This window comes from Anaerococcus lactolyticus ATCC 51172, assembly GCF_000156575.1.
Classification (GTDB): Bacteria; Bacillota; Clostridia; order Tissierellales; family Peptoniphilaceae; genus Anaerococcus; species Anaerococcus lactolyticus.
In genome coordinates, this window is record NZ_GG666052.1 from 1 (window position 1) to 15956 (window position 15956).

Annotated in this window: 17 protein-coding genes, 10 tRNA genes and 1 rRNA gene; all 28 read left to right on the plus strand. The window is 32.5% G+C overall.

Features of this window, described 5'->3' with window-relative positions:
• Window positions 1–98: 98 nt before the first annotated feature.
• Window positions 99–215, plus strand: a 5S ribosomal RNA gene (rrf, locus tag HMPREF0072_RS08955).
• Window positions 216–452: 237 nt separating this feature from the next.
• Window positions 453–527, plus strand: a tRNA-Asn gene (locus tag HMPREF0072_RS08960).
• Between the two features lie 14 nt (window positions 528–541).
• Window positions 542–618: transfer RNA gene (locus HMPREF0072_RS08965), tRNA-Met, on the plus strand.
• A gap of 18 nt (window positions 619–636) precedes the next feature.
• A tRNA-Met gene (locus tag HMPREF0072_RS08970) sits at window positions 637–713 on the plus strand.
• Window positions 714–755: 42 nt separating this feature from the next.
• Window positions 756–830, plus strand: a tRNA-Glu gene (locus HMPREF0072_RS08975).
• A gap of 221 nt (window positions 831–1051) precedes the next feature.
• Window positions 1052–1126: transfer RNA gene (locus tag HMPREF0072_RS08980), tRNA-Glu, on the plus strand.
• A 38-nt stretch (window positions 1127–1164) separates the two neighbouring features.
• Window positions 1165–1240 (plus strand) — tRNA-Val (locus HMPREF0072_RS08985).
• Between the two features lie 45 nt (window positions 1241–1285).
• A tRNA-Asp gene (locus HMPREF0072_RS08990) sits at window positions 1286–1362 on the plus strand.
• A 231-nt stretch (window positions 1363–1593) separates the two neighbouring features.
• Window positions 1594–1669 (plus strand) — tRNA-Thr (locus HMPREF0072_RS08995).
• Between the two features lie 42 nt (window positions 1670–1711).
• A tRNA-Gly gene (locus HMPREF0072_RS09000) sits at window positions 1712–1786 on the plus strand.
• 99 nt (window positions 1787–1885) lie between these two features.
• A tRNA-Arg gene (locus HMPREF0072_RS09005) sits at window positions 1886–1962 on the plus strand.
• A 209-nt stretch (window positions 1963–2171) separates the two neighbouring features.
• Window positions 2172–3242 carry a peptide-methionine (R)-S-oxide reductase MsrB gene (msrB, locus tag HMPREF0072_RS09010; protein ID WP_004829672.1) on the plus strand — a complete coding sequence of 357 codons (1071 nt, stop codon included), beginning with the start codon at window positions 2172–2174 and terminating at the stop codon, window positions 3240–3242.
• 128 nt (window positions 3243–3370) lie between these two features.
• Window positions 3371–4117 (plus strand): GA module-containing protein, encoded by a 747-nt coding sequence (locus HMPREF0072_RS09015; RefSeq protein ID WP_004829674.1) that lies wholly within the window; start codon window positions 3371–3373, stop codon window positions 4115–4117.
• Between the two features lie 131 nt (window positions 4118–4248).
• Window positions 4249–5475, plus strand: coding sequence for a S1C family serine protease (locus HMPREF0072_RS09020; RefSeq protein ID WP_004829676.1), 1227 nt, complete (start codon window positions 4249–4251; stop codon window positions 5473–5475).
• 161 nt (window positions 5476–5636) lie between these two features.
• Window positions 5637–5960 carry a YlxM family DNA-binding protein gene (gene ylxM / locus HMPREF0072_RS09025; RefSeq protein ID WP_004829679.1) on the plus strand — a complete coding sequence of 108 codons (324 nt, stop codon included), beginning with the start codon at window positions 5637–5639 and terminating at the stop codon, window positions 5958–5960.
• An 8-nt stretch (window positions 5961–5968) separates the two neighbouring features.
• Complete coding sequence (gene ffh / locus HMPREF0072_RS09030) at window positions 5969–7309, plus strand: signal recognition particle protein (protein ID WP_004829681.1); 1341 nt, start codon at window positions 5969–5971, stop codon at window positions 7307–7309.
• Window positions 7310–7326: 17 nt separating this feature from the next.
• Window positions 7327–7572: a 30S ribosomal protein S16 gene (gene rpsP / locus HMPREF0072_RS09035; protein WP_004829684.1), complete on the plus strand. Its 246-nt coding sequence runs from the start codon at window positions 7327–7329 to the stop codon at window positions 7570–7572.
• A gap of 2 nt (window positions 7573–7574) precedes the next feature.
• On the plus strand, window positions 7575–7799 hold the full coding sequence (locus HMPREF0072_RS09040) for a KH domain-containing protein (protein ID WP_004829685.1): 225 nt from the start codon (window positions 7575–7577) through the stop codon (window positions 7797–7799).
• Entirely contained in the window at window positions 7796–8281 is a 486-nt protein-coding gene (rimM, locus tag HMPREF0072_RS09045; protein WP_004829688.1) for a ribosome maturation factor RimM, read from the plus strand. Before HMPREF0072_RS09040 ends, rimM begins: the two co-directional genes overlap by 4 nt.
• On the plus strand, window positions 8274–8996 hold the full coding sequence (gene trmD / locus HMPREF0072_RS09050; RefSeq protein ID WP_004829690.1) for a tRNA (guanosine(37)-N1)-methyltransferase TrmD: 723 nt from the start codon (window positions 8274–8276) through the stop codon (window positions 8994–8996). Before rimM ends, trmD begins: the two co-directional genes overlap by 8 nt.
• Window positions 8968–9315 carry a 50S ribosomal protein L19 gene (rplS, locus tag HMPREF0072_RS09055; protein ID WP_004829693.1) on the plus strand — a complete coding sequence of 116 codons (348 nt, stop codon included), beginning with the start codon at window positions 8968–8970 and terminating at the stop codon, window positions 9313–9315. Before trmD ends, rplS begins: the two co-directional genes overlap by 29 nt.
• Before the next feature lie 158 nt (window positions 9316–9473).
• The gene (locus tag HMPREF0072_RS09060; RefSeq protein ID WP_004829695.1) at window positions 9474–10349 is read left to right on the plus strand and encodes a helix-turn-helix domain-containing protein; all 876 of its coding nucleotides are present in this window, start codon (window positions 9474–9476) and stop codon (window positions 10347–10349) included.
• A gap of 146 nt (window positions 10350–10495) precedes the next feature.
• Window positions 10496–11737 carry an ABC transporter transmembrane domain-containing protein gene (locus HMPREF0072_RS11400; RefSeq protein ID WP_004829697.1) on the plus strand — a complete coding sequence of 414 codons (1242 nt, stop codon included), beginning with the start codon at window positions 10496–10498 and terminating at the stop codon, window positions 11735–11737.
• Window positions 11738–11780: 43 nt separating this feature from the next.
• The gene (locus HMPREF0072_RS09070; protein ID WP_004829699.1) at window positions 11781–12071 is read left to right on the plus strand and encodes a CD1845 family protein; all 291 of its coding nucleotides are present in this window, start codon (window positions 11781–11783) and stop codon (window positions 12069–12071) included.
• 86 nt (window positions 12072–12157) lie between these two features.
• The gene (locus HMPREF0072_RS09075) at window positions 12158–13135 is read left to right on the plus strand and encodes a replication initiator protein A (protein WP_039931393.1); all 978 of its coding nucleotides are present in this window, start codon (window positions 12158–12160) and stop codon (window positions 13133–13135) included.
• Window positions 13136–13149: 14 nt separating this feature from the next.
• A complete protein-coding gene (locus HMPREF0072_RS09080) occupies window positions 13150–14007 on the plus strand; it encodes an ATP-binding protein (protein WP_050755278.1) in 858 nt (285 codons plus the stop codon).
• A 14-nt stretch (window positions 14008–14021) separates the two neighbouring features.
• Window positions 14022–14513 (plus strand): PcfB family protein, encoded by a 492-nt coding sequence (locus HMPREF0072_RS09085; RefSeq protein WP_004829707.1) that lies wholly within the window; start codon window positions 14022–14024, stop codon window positions 14511–14513.
• 450 nt (window positions 14514–14963) lie between these two features.
• On the plus strand, window positions 14964–15956 hold a 993-nt coding region (locus tag HMPREF0072_RS09095), incomplete at its 3' end, for a type IV secretory system conjugative DNA transfer family protein (protein WP_004829711.1).

The following is a 15956-nucleotide window of genomic DNA, read 5'->3' on the forward strand; positions in this document are numbered from 1 at the left end:
CTCGATAAAGTCGAGGCACATTGAGAAATCAATGTGTGCTATTTAGACATTTTAAAGGTTTCGCTAAACACCTAACAAGATAATAGGTTAGGTCATTATATGGTGATGATTGCATAAGGGATACACCTGTTCCCATACCGAACACAGAAGTTAAGCCTTATAACGCCGATGGTACTGCTCGGGCAACCGTGTGGTAGAGTAGGAAGTCGCCAAATAACTTAAGATTTCCATAACCTTGTAACGAGATAGTAGAGGTCGCTCTACCGTTTGGTAGAGTGGGAAATCGACAAATAAAAAGACTTCCCTAAAGTGTCTACGAGATAGTAGAGGTCGGGAAACCTTGTATGATTTTACCAACCTATGATTTAGGTTGCCAGTAAACTCATAGTTAAAACAAAATAAGTTTTATGGTAAATTCTAGGTTTTCCTAGAATTATTCTATCTAGCTTTATGCTTAGGTAGCTCAATGGTGGAGCACCCGGCTGTTAACCGGTAGGTTGTGGGTTCGAGTCCCACCCTGAGCGCCAAGAAAAGCGATTGTCGCGGGATAGAGCAGTTTGGTAGCTCGTCGGGCTCATAACCCGGAGGTCGTAGGTTCAAATCCTGCTCCCGCAACCAATTTTTTATTTTTATTATGGCGAAGTAGCTCAGTTGGCTAGAGCATTCGGTTCATACCCGGAGTGTCAAGAGTTCAAGTCTCTTCTTCGCTACCATTTTTTTATAAGCTCTTAGCTTATTTTTCCTAGGAGCTATATGGCTCCATGGTCAAGCGGTTAAGACACCAGCCTCTCACGCTGGTTTCCCGGGTTCGAATCCCGGTGGAGTCACCAAATTGACCATAGACTATATAGCCTATGGTATTAATTTGTTGAAAAATCTTAATATATAATATTAGAATTTAGGCCCTATGGCCAAATGGTTTATGATCCTAACCCAATTTGCGGAGCAAATTGCTGGTAGGTCAGATGTCGACGAAGTCGACAAAGACACTTTAAGCGAAGCTTAAACATTATGAATTGTAAAATATAATATCAAGAAACATTTTAAATTAGGCCCTATGGTCAAGCGGTTAAGACACCACCCTTTCACGGTGGTATCCCGGGTTCGAATCCCGGTAGGGTCACCAGTTAGCCTATTGGCATTTCTCGCAAGTTGCGAGTTTATGGAAGTATAGCTCAGTTGGGAGAGCATCTGCCTTACAAGCAGGGGGTCACAGGTTCGAGCCCTGTTACTTCCACCATTTATAATTAATATATTTTTTGGGGATTATTTAATCCTTGATTATGGCCTGGTAGTTCAGCTGGTTAGAATGCCGCCCTGTCACGGCGGAGGTCGTGGGTTCGATTCCCATCCAGGTCGCCAATCTAAATAATAATCTAGATGTGACTTCGTTCTAGGTCCGCCGTTACGGCGGAGAGTTCTTCGGACTCACTACGTTCGTCGCGAAGATTTCAAATCTTACGATTTGAAACCCTACAAGGGACTGGGTTCGATTTTCATCCAGGTCGCCAATAGATTTTTGTTTTTTAAGCAATTGGGATTTTGCTTAAAATAAGAAAGGATTTTTTCTCCTTTCTAATTAACCTTTTTCGGGCTGATGTAGCTCAATTGGTAGAGCAACTGACTTGTAATCAGTAGGTTGTGGGTTCAATTCCTATCATCAGCTCCACAATCTTTATATTTGTTTAGCTTTCGAGCTATAGCTCGATATGCGGATGTGGCTCAGTGGTAGAGCATCGCCTTGCCAAGGCGAGGGTCGCGAGTTCGAATCTCGTCATCCGCTCCATTTTTAGCTTGCTTAGCAAGCTTTTTTAATTTAATATCATTGGTCTTATTTGACTAGTTTATAAAAATAAGATATACTAATAAGGTAATTAATCTTTATGCGTCATTAGCTCAGCTGGATAGAGCGTCTGGCTACGGACCAGAAGGCCTGGAGTTCGAATCTTCAATGACGCGCCATTAATTATAGAAAGCTTTGTTTGGGCTTTCTTTTTTTTATTTTATTTTTTATTAGACAATTTGTAGCATTAGAATAAATTTTTACCCCTATCATCTTATTTATTAAAAATGATTATATGTAATTAGACCTTATGTAAATTTAATAGAAATTTTCTAGATTATTCCCTTTAATGAGGTAAAATCACCTAAAAATGTAAAGAGGTAAAAAAATGAAAACGAAAAAATTGTTAATTTCAATATTGTTTTTAATATTGTTCATTATAGGTTTTAAATTAATTATAAACAACTATAGTAAGCCTTCTATTATACAAAAGACAGAAACTGGTGTGAGTAATCTATCAAGTGTTAAAAATAAGGGGGAAATATACTTAGCTGGTGGATGTTTTTGGGGTGTTGAGGGATATTTTAAGAAAATCCCAGGTGTCCTTGATACTATAGTTGGCTATGCTAATGGAAAAACAGATGAGACATCCTATGAAAAAATCAGCAAAACTGACCATAGTGAGACTGTCAAGATTAGCTATGATCAAGATAAGGTATCTTTACAAGATATAATAGAGTATTATTTTAGGATCATAGATCCAACATCTGTAAATAAGCAAGGTAATGATGCTGGAAGGCAATATAGGACTGGAATTTATTACACAAATGAAAATGACAAACTTGTTATTGATGAGATTATTAGACAAGTGCAAGAAAAACATAAGGATAAAATTGCAGTCGAAGTCGAACCATTGAAAAATTTTGTTTTGGCAGAAGAGTATAACCAAGACTATTTAGATAAGAATCCAGGAGGTTATTGCCATATCAATATTTCTCTAGCTGAAAAACCCTTAGAAACAAGAAAAATCGATAAAAACAAGAAGGAACTTAAGAAAAAATTAACAAAAGAAGAGTATAAGGTTACGCAGGAAAATGAAACTGAGAGGGCTTTTTCATCAAAATATGATGATTTTTACGAACCAGGTATTTATGTCGATGTCGTATCTGGAGAGCCACTTTTTTCCTCAAGTGATAAGTACGATGCAGGCTGTGGTTGGCCTTCTTTTACTAAGCCAATTGATGCGGGTATTAATTATAAGACTGATAATACACGTGGCATGGAAAGAGTGGAAGTAAGGAGCAAAAAAGGAGATTCTCACTTAGGCCATGTATTTAATGACGGACCAAAGGAAAAGGGTGGGGCAAGGTATTGCATAAATGGGGCAGCTTTGAGATTTATTCCTCTGGACAAGATGGAGGAAGAAGGTTACGGGGCCTATATTGATAAGGTAAAATAAGAAATTGAAGGAAGAAATATTTTATCTAATTTAATTGGTTCTAGCCTAGTTACCAAATGTTTTATACTATGCTTTATTATTGAATTAATTAACCTAGTAAAGTATATTATAGAAAAAAGGAGTTTTATATGATAATCAAAAAGAAATTTGCAACTGTTTTAATTTTTGCTACTGTATTTACTGGTTTAATTGCTGGCACAAGAAATGAGGCCTACGCTTATTACAGTATTGAGGATGGTAAAATTTATGGAGATATAGTTGGTCCTTTTAGATCAATGGAAGCAGTAAAGGATGCTGCTAAAAAAGCAAAAGAAAAAAATCCAAAGATGGATACCTATGAAATAACATATTTTTTAGATTATTTTTATTATCAACTAGAAGGTGATGCTAGTAACTTTGGAGATCCTCTACAATTTGATAATGAAGAAGATAATAAACTATATGCAACAAGGAATAAATATTTACCTAAAATAGATTCTTTTTCAAACCTAACAAGCGAGGAAGCTAAAAAGTATATTGATAGAATTAATGGAACTGACGATGAGTCATATATGAAAGAGATCGTTAGTGAAGCTCAAAAATTAAACAATTCTAGGAATAAGGGTAAAAAAGTAGTTAAGAATGTTGAGAAAAAAGTAGTTAAGAATATTGAGAAAAAAGAAACTAACCATAAGCCACTAACCAAGGAAGAGCAAATTGAAGAGCTAAAAAAATCTATCGAAGCCAATAAAACTGCTAAAAAATCAGCAGAAAATCTAATTGCAATTGCTCCTAAGACTGTCGCACCTGTAAGGGATAAACTAGATAATTTAATCAAAAAAGCTGATGATATCATCAAGAGATCTGAAGCAGTTTTAGAAAAAATAAAACTTTAATTTATGGACTGGTTCCTTAACTTATTATATATAAGTGGGGAATCAGTTTTTTTGTAGACTTTATATGAACTTAATTATTTTTCCATTGTTTGTCCACAAAAAGGGTATATATTATTTTATAGGAGGAGAATATGAATAATAGAAGTTATAAAAAAGATAGTGGAAGATTTTCATCTTTTGCTGCTGCTTTAATTGGCGCTATTGTTGGTGGATTTATAGTATATTTCCTACTAGCAGGTGTTAATTCAAACAATAAAGAAGTAAGTAAAAATACAAGTCAAATAGAAACAAGGCAAGAAAATACCAAGCCAATAGAAGTTAAAGAAAATGAGTCTATGGAGTCAGTTGTGGTTAAAAAGTCAATTGATTCTGTCGTTGGTATCAATACAGTTTCCAAGGTGACTAGACAATCATTCTTTGGCCCTCAATCAGGCTATGTTGAAGGAATTGGTTCAGGATCTATAGTAAGTGAAGATGGCTACATTGTGACAAATTCCCACGTTGTTAGTGATGGTGAAGCTAAGGAGATTAATGTCTTATTTAACAATGGAGAAACAGCTCCAGCTAAATTAGTTTGGAACGATGCATCATTGGATCTTGCTATAATTAAGGTTGATAAAAATAACAAAAATTTAAAGGCAATTGACCTTGGTGATTCTGATAAGATGGGTGTTGGTGATAGGGTTGTAGCTATTGGTAATCCTCTTGGTTTCCAACTCCAATCTACAGTAACATCTGGTATTATTTCAGGTCTTAATAGGTCTGTTTCCTTTAATACTGGTGTACAGATGGATGGTTTGATGCAAACTGATGCAGCCATCAACTCAGGTAACTCTGGTGGAGCCCTATTAAACTCAAAGGGTGAGCTAATTGGTATAAACACTGCCAAGGCTGGTAATAGCGATGGAATTGGTTTTGCTATTCCAATTAATACTGTCAAACCAGTTATAGAAAAGATAAGAGAAAATGGAAAATTTGACTCAGTTTACCTTGGCATAACCGGTCAATCTTTGGACTACCTAAGGCAATTACAATACCTAAAAGATAACATTAAGGCAAAGAGTGGTATTTATGTAGTAAGCGTCTTTACTGATGAAAAAGCTATAAAGGAAGGCGATGTAATTACAGCAATCGACGGAAAACCTGTTAAGGATATGGGAGCCTTAAAGAAATTACTCCTAGCTTATAACCTTGGTGATACAGTTAAATTAACAATTGAAAGAGATGGAAAGGAAAAAGAAGTTGACTTTAAATTTACAGTTGACTCATCAAATGTAGATGAATATAAGTCAGCAACACCAAACAAATCTTTGGAAAATAAAGAAGAAAAATCAAATCCATTTTTCAATCTTCCATAAAAAATAGGGGCAGTTATTCTTAGCTGCTCTTTTTTATGGAAAAATTTTTATTTCATAACTATTAGCACAAAAAATATTTTGGGGTCAAGAAAAATTCTTGACATGCTTAGGCAAGGCGTGTATAATACAGAAGTCAAGTAAAAATATTGACAGGTGATATGATGGAGAAAATAGTAAAAATAGCCCAGCTATACGACATGTATGGCCCACTTCTAAATGACAAACAAAGAGATGTTATAAATTGCTATTACAACGAAGATTTATCCCTTCAGGAGATTGCTGACAGTGACGGTAAGAGCAAACAGGCAATTTCAGATATGATTAATAGGAGTGTGGATAAATTATTTGAGTTTGAAAATGAGCTTTCTTTACTAAAAAGCAAGACTGAACTTAAGGCTTCTCTTTTTGAAATAAGAGAGCTGATTGAAAGTTCAAATAATAAAGAAGCAATTGAAAGATTAACAGAAATTATTGAACAGATTTAGGAGCAAATATGGTTTTTGAGAGCCTTTCGGATAGACTCCAAGAAGCCCTTGGAAAACTAACGGGAAAAGGAAAATTAAACGAAAAAGATATTGACAACGCAATGAGAGAGATAAGACTATCACTTCTTGAGGCGGATGTTAATTACAAGGTTGTAAAAGACTTTGTCAAGACTATTAAGGAAAGATCACTCGGCACTGAAGTGATGAATTCACTTTCTCCAGGACAGATGGTAGTTAAAATCGTAAACGAAGAATTGACCAGCCTTATGGGCAAGGAAAACTCAAAACTTGCTTTAAGAGGTGGTACACCACATATGGTGATGATGGTAGGTCTTCAAGGTTCTGGTAAAACTACTCATTCTGGTAAACTTGTAAAAATGCTACAAAAGGAAAATAGAAATCCTATGCTAGCAGCCCTTGATATCTATAGACCTGCAGCCATTGAACAATTAAAGGTCGTAGGTAAGCAAGCAAATACCTTTGTATTTGAGAAGGGTAAGGAAGATCCTGTAAAAATTGCCAAAGAGGCTAAGGATTACGCAAGAATCAATAATTATGATACAGTAATCCTCGATACAGCAGGTAGGCTTCAGATAGATACTGACCTAATGGATGAGCTTAAGGCTATCAAAGAAGTAGTAAAACCTGACGAAATCCTTTTGGTTGTGGATGCTATGACTGGTCAAGAAGCAGTAAATGTGGCAAAATCCTTTGATGACTACCTAGACATAACTGGGGTAATACTCACAAAGCTAGATGGTGATGCAAGAGGCGGAGCTGCACTTTCAATTAGACAAGTCGTAGGTAAGCCTATCAAATTTATAGGTGTAGGTGAAAAACTTGACGATTTAGAGCCTTTCTATCCAGACAGGATGGCAAGTAGGATCCTTGGAATGGGTGATGTACTTTCGCTAATAGAGAAGGCTGAAGAGCAATTTTCCTTAGAGAATGCTAAAAAATTAGAAGCAAAGATGAGGGAGCAAACCTATAGTCTGGATGATTTTATGGAACAAATCCAACAGATTAGAAATATGGGACCTCTTGAAGACTTGCTAGCTATGATACCGGGTGTAAATTCAAAAATGCTCAAGGGTGTCAATGTGGATGATGCCGGCTTTGATAAGATTGAAGCCCTAATTAATTCGATGACTAAGGAAGAAAGAGACAAGCCTGAAATTATTGGTAACAGCAGAAAAACCAGGATTTCAAACGGTTCTGGAGTAGATGTTCGCGAACTTAATAAGCTATTAAAACAATTTAAAGAGCTTAAAAAAATGATGAAAAAAATGGGCGGACTACAGAAAAAAGGAAAAAGAGGCAGAGGCTTTCCAAAGATGCCTTTCTTTTAAAAAATAAGGAGGAAAAAATGGCAGTAAAAATTAGATTAAAAAGATTAGGACAAAAGAAAAAACCATTCTACAGAGTGGTAGTAGCAGACTCTAGAAGAGCTAGAGATGGTAGATTTATTGAAGAAATCGGTTATTACAACCCAGTTTCTGAACCAAAAGTATTTAGAGTTGACAACGAAAAAGCTAAACAATGGATTAAAAACGGTGCTCAACCAACATCTATTGTAGAAAAGCTATTCAAAGACAATGATGTATTAGCATAATTATGAAAGAATTAGTAGAATTAATCGTTAAAGAATTAGTAACAGACAAAGAAGCTGTAGAAATTCTAGAAAATCGCGAAGGCAGCGAGGTTAACATCTTAATCAAAGTTGCTGAAGAAGATAAGGGTAGGGTAATAGGAGTAAGAGGCAATATCATAAACTCCATTAGAACTATCGCAAGAAGTGCAGCTATAAAGGAAAATGTTAAGGTAAACATAAAAATATGAGAATCTCAGTAGGAGAGATTGTAAAAACCCAAGGAATAAGGGGAGAAGTAAAAGTAAAAAGTCTAAGCGACAATGAAGATAGATTTAAAATCGGAGCAAAACTTTTTATTGATGACGAAATAGTCACCATAAAAAGAGCTTACAAGCAAAAAGCTATGCTAGTCTTAGGCTTTGAAGAATATGATAATATCAACGATATCCTTAAATTCGTGGGCAAAGATTTAACAATAGACGAAAAAGATTTGGGCAAACTAGCTGAAGATGAAGTCTACATAAAAGATCTAATGGGTCTAAAAGTCATCTCAAATGGGCAAAAAGTAGGTGAAATTGTAGATGTAATCACAGGTGTATATCCCAATGACGTATACGTTATAAAAACTGATAGGAGCGAAGTATTGCTTCCAGCTATCAAAAATACAATCAAAAAAATTGATACTGAAGAAAAAATAATTGAAGTAGAAAATTTTAGTGACTATGAATAAGGTAACACTCCTGACCTTGTTTCCTGAATCCTTCGAATTTTTAGGGACTTATGGAGTAATAGGCAGGGCAATCGAAAATAAAAAACTAGAACTCGAAATAGTGGACATGAGAGATTTTGCAAACAACAAGCACAATCACGTCGACGATACAGTATACGGCGGGGCAGCCGGCATGCTAATCAGACCTCAAGTAATATATGACGCCCTATTATCAGTCAAAACAGCCAAGTCAAAAGTAGCCTTTATGTCGGCTACAGGAAAAGTTTTAGATCAGAAGTTAGCAATCGACTTTGCGAGTATTGAACACTTGATAATAATATGCGGTCATTATGAAGGTATCGACGCAAGAATAACCAACCACTATGTAGACTATGAAATATCCATAGGCGACTATGTCCTAACAGGTGGGGAAATCCCAGCCATGGTCCTAATAGACTCCATGGCAAGATTCATAGACGGGGTTGTAGGCAAAGAAGAGTCATTAACAACAGATTCTCACTATAATATATTGTTGCAACAAGATGAATACACCAAGCCAAGAGTATTTAATGGTTACCACGTACCCCAAGAACTTGTAAGTGGAGACCATAAAAAAATCGCAGCTTGGAATAAGAAAAATGCAATAGAAAAAACAAAAAGAGTAAGACCAGACTTATACGAAAAGTACTTACGAGAGGAGAGCAAAGATGGAATTAATCAAAAAAATAGAAAGTGAAAACCTACGTAAAGATAACTTTGACTTTAATGTAGGTGATACAGTAAGAGTAAGCTACAGAATCAAAGAAGGCGACAAGACAAGACTTCAAGACTTTGAAGGAACTGTAATCTACATCAGCGAAGGTGGAGTAGGCAAGACCTTTACTCTAAGAAGAATTTCTTACGGTGTAGGTGTAGAAAGAACTTTCCTATACCACAACCCAAGAATAGAAAAATTAGTAGTAACCAGACGTGGTAAGGTAAGAAGAGCTAAACTAAGCTACCTAAGAGACCGTCAAGGTAAGGCTGCTAAAGTTAAAGAAAAAACAAATTACTAAAAAAAGAAAGGACTTTTGTTATACAACAAGAGCCCTTTTTCATTGGAAGCATTTACCATAATTATTAAATAAAACTGAGAATAGAAGTTCATTTTGCCTTTGAATACATTTTTATTTATGATATCATAATTAATAAGAATTTCGATTAAGAGGCTAAAATGATTAATTCAAGAAAAGAATTTGGGAAAAAATTAATAGAGATTAGAGAAATTAAGGGACTTAGACAGGCTGATGTGGCTGATTTGTCTAGCCTTAGCCAAAGGACTGTTGGCAGGCTTGAAAGAGGGGAGATTGAATCTGCTTCTGTGGATAGTTTGGTAGAATTATCCAAGGTCTATGATATAGACATTCTTAGCTTGTACAAGAAATACCTTTATGGAAATTTATGTATTTTAGAAGATATAAAAAGCATGCTGGATATAAATGCCATATTTTTGCCTAGGGAAATAAGAATAAATCTTTTAGAAAAAATCAAGTTAATAAAAAGTGTCAAAGACCTTGAAGCCAAAAGATATGAGCTAGACCTCTTGGAATTATTTATCAAATACCTAAATTCTGAAATAAATGATGAAACCTTGAGAGATAATTTTGAAGACCTAAGTGGAAATAAAATTAAGAGAGAGAATTTTTCTAAATTAGATTTTTCTCCGGTGGAATTGCGTATCTTGTTAAATATAGCAAGTGACTTTAAATCTTTTAAAAATATTGATAGGTTAGAAATATTTGAGAGATGTAAAAACCAAGATGATGAAATGATAAAATTATTAGCCTATAATAATTTGTCGAATTTATATGTAATAAATAAAAATTACAGAGATGCTCTGAAAATATCTAATGAAGGGATAGAATATTCTAGAAATAATTCATCTATTGATGGCTTACTTTATTTACATTTCATAAATTTTCTTGCAGCATATAGGGCAAATAAAAATTATGAGGAAGCCTTATTGGTAACTAAGGTTTTATTAAAAAACAATCTTAATACTGAACTAAATATGATGGTAAATAAAAATATTAATAATATCTTAGGATAAATAAGCTAGGACTTCTTTTAGTTCTAGTTTTTTTACATAATGAAAATAGAATTCAATTAATCCCAAAGGCACATCCGCCTTTGACAAAAAATTTAATATGGTATAAGCTGAAAATAATGAATTATTAAGAGAAGAAGGCAGATTTTATGAAAGAGAAATATAGCAAACAAAATTTTAAATTTATAAGGCTCAACTGGATTTTCCTTGGCTTTATCCTTCTTTCCTTAGCTAGTAACATGGAACAATATTTTATGACTAGATTAATTGAAAGATTTTCTAGGATTGTTTCTTACAAGGAAGGAGCATTGATCAAGTCAACTGTAATATTTTTTATCCTTTGGTCAGTGGTTTTTTTTACATTAAGGTTATCTAGGTCTAGGTTAAAGGCAAGGATTTCTTATTTGTGGAATGTAAGGGTCAAAAAAGAACTCATGGAAAATATCTTGACTCGTGACCCTGTTTATTTTGAAAGCAAGGACAAGGCCTCTTACATATCCCTATTTAATAACGATCTTAAATTTATCGAGGAAAATTATCTTTTTTCTGTGGACTGGATTATATCTAACCTTGTACTACTCTTGGTGTGTTTGGGCTATGGTTTTACTATAAATATTGAAATAACCATGATCATTTTTGTCTTTGGTATAATTGTTATGCTAATTTCAAAATTTATTTCATCTATATCATCAAATGAGAATGAAAAATATATGAAGTCCCTAAATTCTTATAATGAAATACTAAATGATGGCTTTTATGGCTATAAAACTCTTTTGAGCTTTAACAAAACGGGTCATTTCCTTAGAAAATTCGGACAGAGGACAAAAGATAACGAAAAAATCCACGAAAAATCTTTGTTTTTAAATAGCTCTAGGATATCAGTGATAAATATCTCGTCAATGATATTGCAGACCTTCTTGATGCTCTTATCAGCTCTTTTTGTTTATTGGGGCAAGATTGAAGCCTTTTATTTTCCGGTCTTACTAAGTCTTATGAACATTATAATTTGGCCAATGCAGGAAATTGCAGATTCCTACGGCAATATAATTTCAACTAGGAAAATCAGAGAAAGAATTCTTAAGGACTTTGCTTTTGAGGAAGATGAATTATCTGATGAAGGTAAAAGTGATAAGGAAATCTCTGTAGAAAATTCTGATATTTTCTTTGATGATGTTAATTTTTCTTATGGAAATAAGGAAATTTTGCATGGAGCTTCTTTTGTCATTCATAACAAGGACCACGTAATTATAAGCGGGGCGAGTGGTACAGGGGACAGTGATATAATGATGACAGATACAATAAATCCATTAAAATCAAAGTTTAAAGGCTTCCACAAAACTTTTAAACAAGACGATTTAGGATTAAGTCTGTCATCTTTTTTATTAAATTAACAAAAAAGAAAAGAAAACATAAGTAATAAGGATTGAAGAGAATATGATAATATTTAGAGTTTTTTTCAAAATCATATTGTTTCCTATTAGTATAGCGTTGAGTATCATCACTCTATTTTTAACGTTTGTATTAGGACTCAGTACAATATTTTTTAAACTGATTTCATTTATCGCTATTATGGGATTTTTGGGATCTGTTTATCATGGAGAAAAAGCACTTGCTATAGAGGCAATTATACTAGCATATCTTTTTAGTCCTTATGGTTTACCAGTGCTAGGATATTTTATTATAGAAGGGATAGAAGAGGTGAATGAAAGAATAAAAACAATTTAAATATAAAAATAAATAGATTAAAACGATGAAAAAGAGATAGCAAAATCAAAGCTGTCTCTTTTTATATGAAAAGAAAGGGGGTTATGATGAAAGAAATAGTTAAATTTGAATATTATTATGGTAATGAAGCAGAACAATATTCATTTTTTAGGATTCCCAAAACTTTATTTACCGACTTAAATTTTAAAAAACTATCCGTAGAAGCAAAAATTCTTTATGGAATTCTACTCGATAGAATGAGCTTGTCAATTAAGAATAAATGGTTAGATGAAGAAAACAAGGTATACATCATCTATACCATAGAAGAAATTATGGAAGTATTAAATTGGGGGAGAAATAAATCGGTCAAAGTAATGAAAGAAATTGAAGAGATAGGATTATTAGAAAAAAAGAGGTTAGGACTTGGAAAGCCAAATTTACTTTATGTAAAGAACTTTATTTACACAGAAAATAATAAAACTACAGAAGTTTCAAAAGCAAACCTCAAGAAGTTTAAAAAACAAACTTCAGGAAGTTTAGAAAACAAACCTCAAGAAGTTTCAAAAGAGGACTCTAATAATACTAATATTAATAATACTGAAACTAATAATACTGATTTTAATAATACCACCCCCATATCCCCCTTAGAAAAGCTAGGAGAAAAATCAAAAAAGACTTTGGAGGAGGAAGAATTAAAAGAAACTATAAAAAAGAATATATCTTATGAAACCTTTGAAAAAGTAAGAATAGAAGAAAAGAAGCAAGTAGATGTAATGATAAATGTACTTGTAAAAGCCTTAACTAGCTTTACAAAAATTAAAATAAGAGGGAGGCATATATCCAATGAAAATTTTAAAGAAAAATTTCTAAGTCTTAACTATAAACACATAGACTATGTTTTGAAATACCTAAGAGAAAATGCTCCAAAGGATATTAGAAACATTAATGCCTATCTACTGACTCTATTATACAATGCAGATGAAAATATTAGAAACATAGAAGTCATAAAGAGGGAAAATCAGAAAAGAGAAAACTATGACTATAGTAACGATGAGGATATCTGGAGAGAAATTTTAAATACTTGATAGGAGATGAGTATATGGAATTAATAAAAGAAATCCTAGAACAGAAAATAAAAAATGCAGAAACAAATAGTCCATCAAATGATGAAGAAAATAGGAGTTATATAGATCAAGAAACAGGACTAAAATATTGTGCAAAATGTAAAACACCAATTGAAAAAGAAATAGACTTCTTTGGAGAAATAAAAAAAGTTGGTATTTTATGTCAATGTAAAAAAGAAAGACAAAAATTAGAGGAAGAAAAAAGAAAAGAAAATAAAAGGCTTTTAAAAATTGAACACTTAAAAAAAGAGTGTTTTTCTGATCCCATCCTATTAAATTGGAATTTTAAAAATATGGACAAAGATAGTGAGCATGAAAAAGTAGCAAAAAACTATGTGGAAAAATTTGATGAAATATATGAAAATAATATAGGATTAATTCTCACAGGGAATGTGGGATGTGGAAAAACATATCTTGCAAGTGCTATAGCAAATGCTTTACTAGAAAAAGAAATATCAGTCAAAATGACAAATTTTTCAGTAATTTTAAATGATATGACTAACTTTGAGATTGATAAAAGTAAGTATATAGATAACCTAAATCATAAGAAATTATTAATTATTGATGATTTTGGAATGGAAAGAGATACAGATTTTGCAGCTGAGCATATATTTAACATAATAGATAGTAGATATAGAAGTGGGAAACCTCTAATTATAACAACAAACTTAAATATATCAGCTTTAACTAATCCTGAAACTATAAAGGATAAAAGAATTTACTCAAGGATACTTGAAATATGCAGTCCCATTATATTTACAGGAGAAAATAGAAGAATAGAAAAAATGAAGGAGAAATCAAAATTAGCCTATGAAATATTAAAAAAAGAATGAAAGTAGGTGAGTGAATGCAAAATGATGATATAAATAGCAGAACAATAGCCATAGTAAAAAAAGCAAGTATAGTAACAGCCAAGCAAGTTATAAATTTGATGAAGAAAATATTAGAAATAAATAAACATAAAGCACAGACAGAACAGTCAAGACCCTTAGAAAAATTTAAAAAAGTAAAAGTAAAAGATCTTGTAAAAAAAGGTAAAGTAGAAACCTTAGAATTAAATGACATAGACTTAAAAGCATTGAAAAAAGAATTAAAAAGATATGGGGTGAAATTTTCCATAAAGAAAGATTTAGAAAATGGAAACAACATTATCTTTTTTCAAGCAAAAGATATAAAAGTAATGGAACAAGCTTTTAAAAAGACAGTCCAGAAATTTACTAAAGATAAGTCAAGAAAAAGAAAATCTTTAATAGAAAGGCTTAATAACTTCAAGGATAAAGTCAAAGATACTATTGACAGAGATAAGGTTAAACATAAGCATCAGGAACAAAGTTTATAATAAAAGCACTTGGATATATAATATATATGATGAGAAGGCATGAATAGTTTTATTGTTGAATACTATGGAAAAGAAAATGGGAATCATCCAGTAGAAGAATTTCTCTTATCTATAGATAAAAAATGAGAGCAGAAGCATTAGGAAAGAAACTAAAAAAGATACCTTTGAAAGTAAAATATAAGTATAATGGTGGTTTAAAATGACACATAAAAGAATATGTCCCATATGTAACTCAAAGATGAAGCAACAGTTTATAGGTCTATTACATTGCAAGTGTGGTATAAGCTATCATAAAGATCTAGGATATTTTAAAAGAAATGAAAATATGATGTTTGTCTTGGAAAGAAAAAAGATAGGTAAAAAAATAAAACAAGTTCCAGTAATAAGATATAAAAAAGATAAATAAAATACTAATGGGTAGAGAAATCTACTCTTTTTTATGGAGAGGAAGTGATTAATTCGAAAATACTAAATGAAATAATAAAAGATATAAAAAATGTTTTTAAGATAAGAGATAAGAAGAAATTTGTATTAGAAAATCTTCCTTACCTCTTATTTTTTTATATAGGAAATATCTTTGCAAGCCATGTCAACTCTTATATAGGAGGAGATATAATAGATAGAATTCTAGTAGCTTTTAGTCAAATAGATACTTTAAACTATATTCCATCATTAAAAATAAAAAACCTGATACCAGGTCTAATTCTATCAGTAGTTATTAAGTTAATCCTTATGCAGAAAAAGAAAAAAGCAAAAAAGTTTAGAGAGGGCAGAGAATATGGGTCGGCAAGATGGGGAAATGAGAAAGACATTGAGCCATACATTGACAGGAAGTTTGAAAACAATGTGCTACTAACTCAAACTGAAAGACTTACCATGAACAATAGACCTAAAAATCCAAAATATGCTAGGAATAAAAATGTATTGGTAATTGGAGGTTCTGGTAGTGGTAAAACAAGGTTTTTTGTAAAGCCAAATCTCATGCAAATGCACTCTTCATATGTAGTAACCGATCCAAAAGGAACATTAGTCCTAGAATGCGGAAAAATGTTGGAAAGAAATGGATATGAGATAAAAATACTAAACACAATAAACTTTAAAAAATCCATGAGATATAATCCCTTTGCATACTTGAAAAGTGAAAAAGATATTTTGAAATTAGTACAAACAATAATTGCAAATACTAAGGGAGAAGGAGAAAAATCAACTGAGGATTTTTGGGTGAAAGCTGAAAAACTCTATTACACAGCACTTATAGGATATATCTGGTATGAAGCTCCTAAAGAAGAACAGAACTTTACAACTCTACTTGCTATGATAGATGCAAGTGAGGTAAGAGAAGAAGATGAAAATTTTAAAAATGCAGTAGACTATATGTTTGAAGCATTAGAAAAAGAAAAGCCAAACCATTTCGCAGTAAAACAATATAAGAAATACAAACTT

What these genes read in the sequence shown, in the direction of transcription:
- msrB (WP_004829672.1), top strand. Translation starts at nt 2,172, where the DNA reads ATGAAAACGAAAAAATTGTTAATTTCAATATTGTTTTTAATATTGTTC.
- HMPREF0072_RS09015 (WP_004829674.1), top strand. Translation starts at nt 3,371, where the DNA reads ATGATAATCAAAAAGAAATTTGCAACTGTTTTAATTTTTGCTACTGTA.
- HMPREF0072_RS09020 (WP_004829676.1), top strand. Translation starts at nt 4,249, where the DNA reads ATGAATAATAGAAGTTATAAAAAAGATAGTGGAAGATTTTCATCTTTT.
- ylxM (WP_004829679.1), top strand. Translation starts at nt 5,637, where the DNA reads ATGGAGAAAATAGTAAAAATAGCCCAGCTATACGACATGTATGGCCCA.
- ffh (WP_004829681.1), top strand. Translation starts at nt 5,969, where the DNA reads ATGGTTTTTGAGAGCCTTTCGGATAGACTCCAAGAAGCCCTTGGAAAA.
- rpsP (WP_004829684.1), top strand. Translation starts at nt 7,327, where the DNA reads ATGGCAGTAAAAATTAGATTAAAAAGATTAGGACAAAAGAAAAAACCA.
- HMPREF0072_RS09040 (WP_004829685.1), top strand. Translation starts at nt 7,575, where the DNA reads ATGAAAGAATTAGTAGAATTAATCGTTAAAGAATTAGTAACAGACAAA.
- rimM (WP_004829688.1), top strand. Translation starts at nt 7,796, where the DNA reads ATGAGAATCTCAGTAGGAGAGATTGTAAAAACCCAAGGAATAAGGGGA.
- trmD (WP_004829690.1), top strand. Translation starts at nt 8,274, where the DNA reads ATGAATAAGGTAACACTCCTGACCTTGTTTCCTGAATCCTTCGAATTT.
- rplS (WP_004829693.1), top strand. Translation starts at nt 8,968, where the DNA reads ATGGAATTAATCAAAAAAATAGAAAGTGAAAACCTACGTAAAGATAAC.
- HMPREF0072_RS09060 (WP_004829695.1), top strand. Translation starts at nt 9,474, where the DNA reads ATGATTAATTCAAGAAAAGAATTTGGGAAAAAATTAATAGAGATTAGA.
- HMPREF0072_RS11400 (WP_004829697.1), top strand. Translation starts at nt 10,496, where the DNA reads ATGAAAGAGAAATATAGCAAACAAAATTTTAAATTTATAAGGCTCAAC.
- HMPREF0072_RS09070 (WP_004829699.1), top strand. Translation starts at nt 11,781, where the DNA reads ATGATAATATTTAGAGTTTTTTTCAAAATCATATTGTTTCCTATTAGT.
- HMPREF0072_RS09075 (WP_039931393.1), top strand. Translation starts at nt 12,158, where the DNA reads ATGAAAGAAATAGTTAAATTTGAATATTATTATGGTAATGAAGCAGAA.
- HMPREF0072_RS09080 (WP_050755278.1), top strand. Translation starts at nt 13,150, where the DNA reads ATGGAATTAATAAAAGAAATCCTAGAACAGAAAATAAAAAATGCAGAA.
- HMPREF0072_RS09085 (WP_004829707.1), top strand. Translation starts at nt 14,022, where the DNA reads ATGCAAAATGATGATATAAATAGCAGAACAATAGCCATAGTAAAAAAA.